General features: G+C 34.4%; 12 protein-coding genes. 2 read left to right on the top strand and 10 right to left on the bottom strand.

The annotated features are described in order from the left end of the window. Positions 1-5: 5 nt before the first annotated feature. The 7 genes from F1325_RS10280 to F1325_RS10250 form a co-directional block, all read right to left on the bottom strand. Entirely contained in the window at positions 6-1,040 is a 1,035-nt protein-coding gene (locus F1325_RS10280) for a TAXI family TRAP transporter solute-binding subunit (protein WP_109372195.1), read from the bottom strand. A 387-nt stretch (positions 1,041-1,427) separates the two neighbouring features. Further along, positions 1,428-1,940, bottom strand: coding sequence for a DedA family protein (locus tag F1325_RS10275; RefSeq protein WP_109372197.1), 513 nt, complete (start codon positions 1,938-1,940; stop codon positions 1,428-1,430). A 78-nt stretch (positions 1,941-2,018) separates the two neighbouring features. Continuing rightward, complete coding sequence (locus tag F1325_RS10270) at positions 2,019-2,819, bottom strand: energy-coupling factor ABC transporter ATP-binding protein (RefSeq protein WP_160230405.1); 801 nt, start codon at positions 2,817-2,819, stop codon at positions 2,019-2,021. Next, positions 2,806-3,648: an energy-coupling factor ABC transporter ATP-binding protein gene (locus F1325_RS10265; RefSeq protein WP_109372200.1), complete on the bottom strand. Its 843-nt coding sequence runs from the start codon at positions 3,646-3,648 to the stop codon at positions 2,806-2,808. The genes F1325_RS10270 and F1325_RS10265 overlap by 14 nt, the downstream gene beginning before the upstream one ends. After that, complete coding sequence (locus F1325_RS10260) at positions 3,642-4,343, bottom strand: energy-coupling factor transporter transmembrane component T (RefSeq protein WP_167392470.1); 702 nt, start codon at positions 4,341-4,343, stop codon at positions 3,642-3,644. Before F1325_RS10260 ends, F1325_RS10265 begins: the two co-directional genes overlap by 7 nt. 2 nt (positions 4,344-4,345) lie before the next feature. Next, on the bottom strand, positions 4,346-4,927 hold the full coding sequence (locus F1325_RS10255; protein WP_109372201.1) for an ECF transporter S component: 582 nt from the start codon (positions 4,925-4,927) through the stop codon (positions 4,346-4,348). A 77-nt stretch (positions 4,928-5,004) separates the two neighbouring features. Further along, complete coding sequence (locus tag F1325_RS10250) at positions 5,005-5,433, bottom strand: PPC domain-containing DNA-binding protein (RefSeq protein ID WP_160230404.1); 429 nt, start codon at positions 5,431-5,433, stop codon at positions 5,005-5,007. A gap of 558 nt (positions 5,434-5,991) precedes the next feature. On the opposite strand from F1325_RS10250, the gene F1325_RS10245 reads away from it, so the two are divergent. Beyond that, entirely contained in the window at positions 5,992-7,065 is a 1,074-nt protein-coding gene (locus F1325_RS10245; protein WP_160230403.1) for a hypothetical protein, read from the top strand. Positions 7,066-7,290: 225 nt separating this feature from the next. On the opposite strand, the gene alsS is transcribed toward F1325_RS10245, so the two are convergent. Further along, positions 7,291-8,970 carry an acetolactate synthase AlsS gene (gene alsS / locus F1325_RS10240; RefSeq protein ID WP_160230402.1) on the bottom strand — a complete coding sequence of 560 codons (1,680 nt, stop codon included), beginning with the start codon at positions 8,968-8,970 and terminating at the stop codon, positions 7,291-7,293. Between the two features lie 67 nt (positions 8,971-9,037). Next, positions 9,038-9,841 (bottom strand): acetolactate decarboxylase, encoded by an 804-nt coding sequence (gene budA, locus F1325_RS10235; RefSeq protein ID WP_406588709.1) that lies wholly within the window; start codon positions 9,839-9,841, stop codon positions 9,038-9,040. Between the two features lie 295 nt (positions 9,842-10,136). Here budA and F1325_RS10230 point away from each other — a divergent pair, with 295 nt between their 5' ends. Further along, positions 10,137-11,945 carry a pentapeptide repeat-containing protein gene (locus F1325_RS10230; RefSeq protein ID WP_160230400.1) on the top strand — a complete coding sequence of 603 codons (1,809 nt, stop codon included), beginning with the start codon at positions 10,137-10,139 and terminating at the stop codon, positions 11,943-11,945. 94 nt (positions 11,946-12,039) lie between these two features. On the opposite strand, the gene ychF is transcribed toward F1325_RS10230, so the two are convergent. Then, entirely contained in the window at positions 12,040-13,131 is a 1,092-nt protein-coding gene (gene ychF / locus F1325_RS10225; protein WP_023582042.1) for a redox-regulated ATPase YchF, read from the bottom strand. Between the last annotated feature and the right edge of the window lie 59 nt (positions 13,132-13,190).

Here is a 13,190-nt window from a genome sequence, read left to right as displayed (position 1 = left end):
TCCTGTTATTTATTATTAGTCTGCGTTTGAGCTTCTGGTGGAATAAGATAATCAGGGATCTCTAATCCGATTTCTTTGTAGTAGCGGTAAGCCCCTAAATGTAATGGTACAGAAACACCTTTTAATGCATTTTCTGTGGTGATGTACTTGGCTGCGCTGTGAACTTGGTGAACCTCTGGAAGGTTCTCAAACATGGTTTTTGTCAACTCATAAACTAGATCATTATCAATGCTGGTTGTGGTCATTAAGATATTAGGTTGAGCAATCGTATTGACCATTTCAGTTTGACGAGGGTAGGTGTTGGCGGGGATTTCAAAACGAAACCATGAATTCGCTACATGATTGATATCATCAAGTTGCTTATCCGTGACTTCGAGTAATTTTGCACTGACACCACTTGCGTACATATCAGTTACCGCAGAAGCTGGCACCCCAGCAGGTAATGCACCACCATCAAGGCGGCCATCTCGCATGGCAGAAACGGTATCGCCATATCCAAGATATTCAGGTGTGATATCTTTTTTAGTTAAATTCACGCCTTGAAGAATAATAATCGTGGATTGTTCAGTGCCACTGGCTTGAGGGCCCACAGAAAAGCTAGTCGCGCGAATATCTTCTAATGTGCCCGTTTTTACTTTGTTATCCATTAAAACAAAGTGCTCAACATTAGGCCATAACATAGAAATTGAACGCAGATCTTTTTCTGGTTTGCCTTCAAAATTACGCACCCCTTCATAAGCCTCTACGGCTAAAAGGCTTTGTAAAATTGAAAGTTGAGCTTCATTTTTCTGCATTAAATAGATATTTTCTATCGATCCTGCTGAAGATTGTCCTGTTACTTGAACACCTCTGTCCTTAAGATGTGTACTCCATACGTTTGCTAAACCCACTCCCATCGGATAATACGTTCCTCCTGTTGAAGCGGTTGCTACAGAGAGAAATTGTTTATTCGCATTCTCTTTTTTGCCGATTACTGCTAATGAGACAACAGCAATAACAGCAACAATACCGATGGCAAGCTTTGTTTTTCTTATTCTCATGATGTTGTTCCTGTACATAAAAACGCAGGTGAATGTTTCACACTAACTTGTATACAACATGACAACTTTTATAGAAAACAAGAAAGTTAAAGAATTGTGAAGTGACGTAATGAAATTAAAACAAGAAAATAACAATTTGTGATCAACGTAGTAATTATGCAATTTTTAATCATAATTATGGTGATAGTCATAAAACACAAAAGAAAATATCAATAACTTGCTAGGAAAACGATAAAATGAGCTAAAAAATAGCCTATTTATCGATAATAAAAAATAAAATGAAAAAAGAGAAGTTGGTAGAAATTTAAATAATTTTGCGAAAAAAAGTGAAAATAGATGAGTTTGAGAATTAAGAAAATAAGTAAAATTAAGGATTAATCAGTATTCTTATAATGCAATAGAGAGCACTCCTGTTGCAATTAGAATAAACATTGCAGACCACACCAATGCAGAAATAGCGCTAGTGATATAAATACCATAAGCAGGCAATTTTAATAAGCCTGCACTAAAGGGTGTTAAATAACGAAAGACAGCTAAGAATCGAGAAATAAACAAAATATAGTACGTTTTATTTTTTAATAACTGTTGAACTCGATTTATTTTTGATTGATAACGCTTAACCCACAATTTAAGACGAGGAAAACGATAAATTGAACACCCCAATTCATAGCTTAAAATTGAACCTAATAAGGCACCAAGACTGGTTGCTAACCAAAGAAATATCGGGGAGTAAAGTGGTAAACAGGCACCGAAAATAAAGATCAACATCAAAGATGCTGGCGGCAAAAATGAAGAAATACCGATGGTCGATTTTCCAGCCGTGATTAAGATAATAGATAAGAATAGGGTAATAGGAGATAAGTGACTCAATGAGTTTAATACCATGTGAAAGATTTCCATTTAATTATCTCCAGCAGCAAAATAAATGATAATAATAGAAATAAGTCTTAAGATTATTATGAGCTAATATTATGATTTCTATTTATTCTTAATTAACATTTTAGCCCATTCAACAGGGCTGTTTTTTATTGGTAATTTTAATTTCTGACTTAATGAGTATAACGTAGGTGCGGGTATATCTGAAAGGGATTGCAACGTTGAGCTCATTAATACATTTTCAGGAGCGCCATCAGCAATTAATTTTCCTGAGGATAAATGGATAACCCGCTGAAAATGACGTGCCGTAAAATCAAGATCATGGCTAATAGCAAGAACAGATGTACCTAATGTTTTTTGTACCTGAAGCCAGTTCTCAAAACATGTTAGCCAATGTGCATCGAAATCGCGAGTCGGTTCATCAAGTAGTAATATTTGGGGGGATAGAATACTCAAACTTGCAACGGCAACCATTCTACGTTGACCTGCGTGTAAATCTAAAGGATGAACATCAGCGACATTGCTTAAACCGCAAAGCATTAATGTTTCATCCAAACGTTTTTTAATCTCTTTTTTAGAAAACTTGCGTTGTTTCAAGCCAAAAGAAACTTCTTTTTCTACGGTGTTATGAAATATTTGTCGTTCAGGCTCTTGGAATAATACACCAATATATTGAGCACGTTGCTGTGCTTTCATTTGAGATAATAACTGATTATTGAGTTTTATCTCACCTTTATTAGGCGTTAACAACCCTGCAATTAAACGTAATAGTGTTGATTTACCCGCACCATTATCACCAACGAGTGTTATCCATTCACCTTGATTTAATGTTAAAGATAATTGAGAAATACACGGTGGAACATCTTCACTCCAACGATAAGTCACTTTATCAAGCTGTAACATAAAACTCCTTAAAAGCCTTAAGTAAAGCTTTATCGTTATTTACAATATTTTTTTTCCAATGATGGTTTTCGACTAACCAATTTAAAGCTAGCCATGCATCAGGAGCATTAATTGTTGTAAATAAGAAAGGAAATATATCTTCTAAAGCACCTGCTGCTTTTGTTTTTCCCGCTTCTAACAATAAAAATTGTTCACTAAGTGTTATTGCAGGCAATAAATTGCGTTCAAAAATAATCACACTGCATGTGTGCTCTTGTGCGTACCGTTTAATGCGTTGCTGTAATTGTTGTGTTGCATTTGGTGTTAAACGACTAAATGCTTCATCAAGCAATAATAATTTAGGGTGCATGGCAAGGGCGCTTGCAATGACAACACGCTGTGCTTCTCCGCCTGACAGTGTAGAAGGGTGGCGGAAACGAAGGCTGTCACATTGCGTTAATATCATTGCTTCTTTTACGCGAAATCGAACTTCATTATCACTTAACCCTAAATTTTCAGGGCCAAAAGCAATCTCTTGCTCTACTGTAAAAGCACAACCTGAAAGTTGTAATTGAGGAGATTGTTGAACGAGTTGTCTACCAGGGGCTAGTGACACTAATCGGCTTTTATCCAGAGCAATATTTTGTACAATTCCCAAGCCTTGCACTGAGCCTGTTAATAAATCGGGATGCCAACCTGCTAGTAGTTGGGCAAGAAGGCTTTTTCCACTGCCATTTCCTCCCAAAACAACAAGCCATTCTCCTTGCTTTAATTGTAGATCAATAGGGCCAATAATAGGTTGCTCATCGTCTTTAGGGGTAAAACTAAATTGCTGAAGATTTATTACCATAGCCAAATAGCTCCTTCAACAAAGATAAGCAGTAAAATAAAATAGCGTAACATCTCTTGTAGTGGTGTATCGACAGGAGGAGAAAGCGTGGTACGTTTTGCAATAATACGAAATCCTCGCATATCTAATGCAGCGCTACGAATAGTTAAATCACTTAATACATGGCTAATAAGTGGCAAGACAATAGCAGGCAATGTTATTAGACGTTGCCAGAATGAACCATCAAGAGGTACACCTCGTGCTAATTGTGCTTCTCTTATATTGTGTAACTGTTGGCGTAATTGTTCGACAAGTAACAAAGGCCCTGCTAATAAATAGGAAAGACTCATAGGTAGACGGCTAGCAAATAAGGCCCTAATAAATTGTTCGGTTGAAGTGTACTGCAACCACAATTGAGCACCGCTTATTATTGCTAATAATCTTAGCCATAGCGTTATTGCCATAGTTTGTTTACTGGTATCTAAAATGCCACCTGTTAACCAATAAGCAAGCCAACCGCTATGAACTAACCATAGGCCTATCGCCATAGGGATCATCAACCATGCAATAAGGCGCCAACGCCAGCGAGAGGCTTTCCAAAGTAATAAGCTAATAAAAGTACCACTGCTAATTATCAGCAGTGGTAAGCTTAATGATAAAAACAGCACACTGGCACTTAGCCAAAGCCATAATGCCAATGAGGTAAAGGGATGCATTATTAGCGAACCTTAGCCATTGCAGGAAAGTTGCGTTGTGTTTTTTGTGGTAATTGACGTACTAATAACCAAGCAATAATTGCTGATAATATTTTATCGGCGAGATTTGCACCTAAAACAGTAATTGCAACAGATTCAATAAGCCCTTCACCAACCGCATGAAAATAAGCGACAAAGAAATCTGCGCCACTGCCTGTGGCACCACCAAATAAATAAGTCCGAATTGGAACAGCGACAATCATTAACGCTAAAGTAATAATAATACCTGAGCCAATAACTCGAGTTAATGAACGAAAACCACCAGCACGCGCTAATAAACCTGCACTTAATCCTATCATCATGGCAACAGGTGCAAATGCAGCAGCCATTGGGCCACTAATTAATCCCCATAACAGGTTGGTTAATAATCCAGTAAATAATGCAACCCATGGACCACCTAATAAGGCACAGATAAGCGTACCGATGGAATCTAAAAAGATAGGAAGTTTGACCATTGAGGTGATTTGACCACCGATCATATTTATTGCAATAGAAACAACAATGAGCACAAGAGTACGGCTCGAAATTAGAGGAGTTGTAGACATAGTTTAAAAACCTTTACAAAGGATAGTGACTATTGGTTTTATTATTTTGCATCAATAACGCTCTTTTTATAAAAAGGCTATTTACGCGGTGTGATGACCAACTCCTTATAACCAGAGTGTTCACAAGGCTGACGGCTAAAAGTCACTTGCTCTAACTCACCAATAACGAGTTCTAGCGTTGTGCGCACTGTACAACCTGGCATCATATGTCCACCACACATTAATCCATTTTCATCTGAAACCGCTAAATGCAAATGTTCACCTTGGTCATCTAATGTTCCAATTAGTGAAACAATTTCAAATTTACCCGTAAGATAGCGATTTTCTTCACGTCCTGCAAAACGTAATACCACATCTGTTAAACTACCCACACAACCTGCAATAAATGCCGATTTCAGGTTTTGTTCTTTAATCATCTGTCGTAATGCCATAATCACATCCTCATTAGGGGGAAGGCGAAGAGCAATAAATCGAGCATGAGAAGAAGGAAGTGGTAATTGTGACATGATGATTCACCTTGTGATTAATTGCACTGTATTAGTGAGTTGGATGATTCTAAATGTTGTTATTATTAGGCTAGACAAGAGTAAATACAATTTATTCTGTTTATAAGATAAACAAGAGGATATAACCTAATTTATATTTAAACTCCATTTTACAATATTGATCTCTATAATCGCTATGGAATGCAACATCAGTACTACTAACTAAAGTAGTAGCATTCCAACTATTTGAAGACGAGGATCTTTCTGTAATATAGGGCGGTACCTGCAACTTCATTGGCATACATATCAAATTTGGCTCGGTGTGATTTCCAACATTTCATGTTTACTATTGTATTGTACGGAATTTTGTCAAGGCGGGTTTGCTGCCTGTGCTGTTGATAAGCTGATGGTTAGCGCGGTAACTATAAACAACAATGATTTTATAATATTTTTAAATCTTAATGTTGTTCCTTTTATTATAGCTTATTTGATTAATGATTTTTATAGTGTTTATGACATCAATATAAAACAGATTAAAACTATTTAATCCACTTTGATATAATCACATAGGGGAACATCATGGTTAATGTATTGCAATATTTAAAATCACATTTATCTAATAGAGCATTATCTGCGCCTGATTTGACACATAACAATCCATCTTTAAATAATATTTCTTTTTCACGTAACTTATTAAGTTGTGAAATAAAAAATACGGCCATCACATTGAGTAATAGAAATAAAGATTTTAAAAATAGAGAATTCAAAGATACTCAATTTGATTTTTCAGTTTCTAATCTAAGTAATGTTGATTTTACAAATGCCAATCTCGATGGTGTCGAATTTAATTTTAAAGCTAAATCTTTTAATAAAATTGAAAGTGATTATCTCTTAAACGAAAAGTTAAGTGGTAATACATTATTTCATACATTAAATACAATAAATGATAAATACAAAAAAATAAAAATAAAACTTGTAAAACAGATTATAGAGTCAATAAATAATAGTGGTGAGATGAAATTAGAATCATTTCCTATTGATTCAATAATCGATAATATAACATCTAAGAAATATTATTTGGAAGATGGAGTTATTAAAGATTTTGCTAAAAAGTTATTAGATATTAAGTATTTAAGGGATGGGTTTAACATGTATTCTAATAAGCTCTCTTCTGGTGCTTTATCCTTTATTTTAGATCTAATCAGTGAACTTGATAATGAAAAAATCAAAGAATACATGGTGAGAAAAAATGGTTGTTTCATTAAATTGATGGCATTGACTGTTTATCATAATGACTTAGCTATTCAGGAAAAAGGGAGATCCTTATACAATAAGTATCTTGAAATAGAAGGAATAAAAGGCTTTGTTAAAAAAGAAAATTTTGGGAATAATAAAAAAGTTGACTGGAGCGATAAGAAAAATATCAATTATATTATTGTAAGTGGTAATAAAACGATAATGATTAGTCATGAAAATCTAATAAATATGTTATTTTCTGATGAGAAGGGGATGAATGCAAGTTGGAATAAATTTTCTCTTTATATCAAAGATAAAAGTAAACTTATTGAACAAACCAATTATTATGAATTATTTAACAAAGACTTTGAAATGTTTAAAGATAGTTATAATGCACTCCACACAAAGAGAAGTTAGATAAGTTATTGCCGTTATTAAACATAGGAATTAGATATAATATTTAATCGATATGTGACAATATATTGGACTCGATTTAAATAAGAAATATTTTTAAATTTAGAATATGGCTGGAAGCCAAATATGAGAAGTTTTCGTTAAAAAAACACAAAGCTCATTTGTAGTGGCTTTGTGTTTTGATTTAATTCTTATTGGGGGCTTCTTTGTGATTAGTTCCGTATCATGCTAAATAATCAAATTATAATCAATATGTTCCATTAATTTAGCGTTATCACTATAATCGACAGGAATAGCAAGAACAGCAGGGCCATCAACAGCCATTGCTTCATGTAATATTGAACGTAACTGAGATGCACATTCAACAGAAAACCCTTTAGCTCCGAAGGATTCCGCGTAACGTTTAAAATCAATTGCGCCAAATTTCACACCTGAATAACGACCATATTTTTCCTGCTCTTGCATCTCAACCATATTATAAGCGTTATCAACCCAGATTATATGCAAGATATTGGTGTTTAGACGAACCGCAGTTTCTAATTCCATGGATGATTGCATAAAGCCACCATCACCAGAAACAGAAATAATTTTGTCAGAAGGACGAACAAAAGAAGCACCAATACCCCACGGCAATGCAACACCCATAGTTTGTTGGCCATTAGAAATCAGCATTTGTCTTGCTCTAAAACTATAAAGATAACGAGCTAACCAGATATGAAAACTTCCCATATCAATACAGAGAGTGACATCGTTATCAATAATATCTTGCATCTCATGAATAATGGTTAAAGGGTGAATAGGACTACCTTGCCTAAAATAACTATTTTGTTGCAGCGTTTCTCTTTGCTGGCGAATTTTTTCTAAAACCTGACGAGTGTTATTTGAGAGTGTAATTTGAGATGTGGATTGTTTAGCGAAACGCTGAGTTAAATTATCGAGAGTTAATTTGATATTGCCGGTTAATTCTAAATCAGGGCAATAAGCTAGATCTATTTCAGCTGGAATTTCATCAATATGAATAATATTGGCATTATTGTGATTCCATAATGAAGGTTCATATTCGATTGGACTATAACCTAACGTAATGACTAAATCAGCATGGGAAAGTAATTCATCGCCTGGCTGATTATTAAATAAACCTATGCGACCAGCAAATAAAGGAAAATGGCGTTGAGCGATAGCGCCTGCTGATTGATAAGTTCCCACAATTGGGAGAGGGCAAATATCGAGTAGTTTTTGCAGTGATAATGCATTATCAGGATAACTCGCCTGCAAACCTAATAAAATGACAGGGTTTTTTGCCATTAATAATAAGGTAACCGCTTCTTTTATTGCATCATTGTTTGCTCCACCCAGATTAAATTTAGATTTAGGCACTAATATTGGGCTATCAACAGCATTATTTAAAATGTCCATTGGAAATGTTAAGAAAGCAGAGCCAGGTCTTCCTGATTCTGCATGACGAAACGCATTGACCATTGTTTCAGAGATTGATTTTGAGGAATCAATTTCAGCACAAAATTTAGTAATAGGATTAAACATGGTAACTGTATCCATACTCTGATGAACCAGTTTTAATCTATCCGCCGATTTTACTGAACCGCCTAATGCGACTAACGGATCACCTTCAGAAGTTGCCGTTGCAATGCCTGTTGCAAGATTAGAACATCCTGGCCCTGATGTAGCGATAGCGACTCCCGCTTTACCCGTTAAACGTCCAACTGCGGCTGCCATAAATGCCGCATTCGCTTCATGACGAACAACCACAGTTTCAATATTTGAATCAACAAGCGAATCGAATACACGATCGATTTTTGCACCCGGAATACCAAATACTTGTTTAATGCCATGTTGTTCTAATTGTTTGACGACTAAATCTGCACCACATTTCCAATGAGGAGTATTCATATAACCTTCTTTGATTTTGCAAGTGAATAAAAAAATTGTCTTGAGAATAAAGTGAAGTGTTTTTGAATTAATTTTCGGCTTGTTCTATTGCATGATGGAGATCGTCTGGCATTAAGTTAGCTTGAAGGAAAGCGGATTGACTGGGTAATCCAATGGTAAGGCGGGAAATGATACTGATTTGTAATGTGCCCTTCTTTAAGTAGTAATCGAGAACGTGACCACCACCTTGGCGTTGTTGATTTATATAATGTTCATGAAAACCAGCAACATTTATTCCTTGAGTAAATTGTGGTGAACGAAAGCCTGCAATAATACCGGTTTCGTTATGAAACGTGAAAATAGGTTGATTTTTTATTGCCTCTAACATGGGAAGGTAAGGAGGCTCTTGGCGAGGAACAGTACGTGCTTTGACTAATTCAAATTCGCCTTCAATTTTAATTGCACAAAAAAGATTATCGGAAGGAACATACTGATTGATTGTATTATGTATTTCTTGTTGTGAGGTGCCGTAAGAAAACGAATGCTCAATATCAGAATTAAAAAAGGTCATCACAGCAAAAGGGGATTTTTGAGAGTCTAATGCTTTACGGGCACTACCATCAGAACGTAATTGGAAAACGTTGTTATCAAAAGCAACTAATTCACCATCAAGTTGATTAAAGGTGCCCAAACCAAAATCACCCTGTTTTAATAAATCAGCAATAGTCACATCACTATCATAAACGCCGGCAATTAAGCTGCTCATTAATGAATTCTGATAAATAGTACATTCGGGATGATTATTAATATAATTATTTAGATTTGTTATTATTTCTTGGTTACATTGACAACTATCGCTTTTATTGGGGGCTATATCGCTATTATCTCGCATATTATGGCTTAAATTATAATTCATAATACAACTGATCCTTATTTGATAAAGATGGTCATTAATTGACTATCAATTTAATTATTAGTCTAGTGAATAAAAAATTCAAATGTTTTTATTGTTATTAAAATACTAATGATAATTTACTATTTTTTAGATGTGTATGGTGATTATTTTATAAAGTTATTTGAATGGTTTCTTTTAAGTTATTTTGATGGTGGTTGCTTTATAAAAGTAGAAATCATAAATAATTGTTATCGTCACTTATGATACATAGTTAATTATATAGGTTACCATTATGAATATAGTATTTACATATCTAAAGGCTCATTTGGCTAAGGATACTACAGCCGCTGTTGATCTGGCAGATTATCATCCTTCTTTTAAGAACTTATCTTTCGCAAGAAAGATATTGAATATAAAATTAACAACTGCTGAGTGTAATTTCTGTTATAAAGAGAAGGATAAAGAACTTAATATAAATAAAGCCATTAAATACAAAAAACTGCTTGGAAAATTAGCTGGAATTGAGCAAAGAAAAACATATCAAGATAAAGATATTAGGCATAAAGGTTTTGAAACTTTAAAAAAATTTCATTATGAATTCTCTAAAAGAAATATGGATTTTTCAAATTATGAACTTTCCGATGTTGATTTAAGTAGTTATTTTTTGGAGGGATCGAAATTTACAAATAGTGATTTGAGTGGAACTAAAATCAAGGCAAATGATGCTGATTTTTCGAATGCCAAGCTTGATGATGCGCAAATAAAATTTAAAAATATAAAATATATGGATAGAGCGTGTGTAGGTGGAAAAATAATTGATGATCCGGCTAAGAAAGCAATACTTAATACTCTCAGAAGTATTGATGATAAATATTCTGATATTAAAATAAATCTCGTCAAGGAATTAATCAAAGCAGTGCATTATTGGGATAAAAATTATGTAAATGTACAACATATTGACTCATTTCTGGATTACATTTTTTCAAAAGAATATTATTTGGAAGATAAAGAGATTAGAGATTCTGTTAAATCTTTGCTTGATCAATTAACTATAACTAATAATAATAAAAAACATATAGCACTAAAGCACGTATCGTTATATCTGGATATTATTTCCAAGTTTTTTAATGATCAAGAACAGGATGATTTCCTATTGAAAAATAATAAAAAATTTATTAATTTAATGGCAGTCGCTCTTTATCATAAAGAATTAGATATTCAAGAAAAATCTAGAACTTTATATGATAAATATCTTAAATTAGAAAGGGTAAGATCCTTTTATGAAAAGCATAAAACTGTTAATGATGAAAAGGTTGATTGGGATAATAAAGACGCTAATAATATAATTATTATTAATGAAAATAAAACGATGGTGACGAGCTATAACGAATTAAATAAAATGCTATTTGCTGACATTAAAAAAGCAGATACACAGTGGAATTCATTTTTTCTTTATATCAATGAAAAGCGTCAGGAGGTTAATAAAATCAATAATGGTGTTTTATTTAATGATGACTTTAAGATCTTCAAAGAGAATTATAGTGTTTTTGCTCTTACTGAGAAATTTAACAAACTAGCATCAAAATTTGGCGACTACGCTGAAAAATTCTATTCTGCTTTTGTTGGTAATCCAATTCAGTTTGAAGACAAATTAAGTGATATTCATAATAATGAGAACGTTAAAATTTATTCGGTTTTAGATGAATTAATAGATAGACAAAAGAGCAATCTTTTCATGACATCACTCAAAAATGAACATTATCAACAAATATGTGACATTTTTGAATTGAATGGATTAGCGGATAGCGAAAAGTCTAATTACTTACTGTGCCTTGCAATTATATTTGTTAAATATGCATCTAACGATGTATTTGGTATAGGGAACGTGTCGCCTCTATCATTGAAACTCTATGCTTATGCATTAGTGCGTAAAGCTAATGAATTAAATAAAAATTTAATGGGCAATCATTATTATGAATTTATATCTGATTTATTGACAAATGGTCATGAAACAACCGGTCTTTTTTTCCAAATGAGAGCATATGGAGAACAATACTGTGGCTCTGTTTTTAATAAGATGATACCACCACAGTGGAGATAATACTTATTTAATGCAAAAGCATAAAAAACCCAAAAGCTGGAGATCAACTTTTGGGTTTTTATTTAAGAAAATGTCGCTTTTGTAATTAAGATACTTACACATTAAACAAAAAGTTCATCACATCGCCATCTTGAACAATATACTCTTTACCTTCTGCGCGCATTTTACCAGCTTCTTTTGCGCCTTGCTCACCGCCATAAGTAATAAAATCGTTATAAGCGATAGTTTGAGCGCGGATAAAGCCTTTCTCAAAGTCAGTATGGATTTTACCTGCAGCTTGTGGTGCTGTTGCTCCTACTGGTATTGTCCATGCGCGAACTTCTTTAACGCCCGCAGTGAAGTAAGTTTGTAAGTTCAGTAATGCGTAACCTGCACGGATAACACGGTTTAAACCTGGCTCTTCGATGCCTAAATCTTGCATAAACTCTTCACGCTCAGCATCTTCTAATTCAGCAATATCAGCCTCAATAGCGGCACAAACAGGAACAACCACAGAGCCTTCTGCTTCTGCGATTTTGCGAACGGTTTCAAGGTAAGGGTTATTTTCAAAACCATCTTCATTCACGTTTGCAATATACATTGTTGGTTTTAACGTTAAGAAGCTTAAATAACGAATAGTCGCTTTTTCTTCTTCAGTTAAATCTAAAGCACGTAACATGCCCGCGTTTTCTAAATGCGGTAAGCATTTTTCTAACACTTCCATTTCTGCTTTAGCAATTTTATCGCCACCTTTGGCTTTTTTCTGATTACGGTGCATTGCACGTTCACAGGTATCTAAGTCAGAAAGAGCTAATTCAGTATTGATAGTTTCGATATCTTCAGCAGGATCAACTTTGCCTGCAACGTGAATGATATTATCGTTTTCAAAACAACGAACCACATGGCCAATCGCTTCAGTTTCACGAATGTTAGTTAGGAATTGGTTACCTAAACCCTCGCCTTTAGATGCGCCTTTTACTAAACCCGCAATATCAACGAATTCCATTGTTGTAGGTAAAATACGCTGCGGCTTAACAATTTCAGCTAATTTATCTAAGCGAGGATCAGGCATTGGAACAACACCTGTGTTTGGCTCAATAGTACAGAATGGGAAGTTGGCTGCCTCAATACCTGCCTTAGTTAAGGCATTAAACAGTGTAGATTTTCCTACGTTAGGCAGACCGACGATACCACATTTAAATCCCATAAACGTTCACCTTGTCACATAAAAACAACAGGAGGGAGTATTCCTGTTGTGTGCTGTTA

The organism is Proteus columbae (assembly GCF_009914335.1).
GTDB lineage: Bacteria > Pseudomonadota > Gammaproteobacteria > Enterobacterales > Enterobacteriaceae > Proteus.
This window is presented reverse-complemented; position numbering and strand designations above follow the sequence as displayed.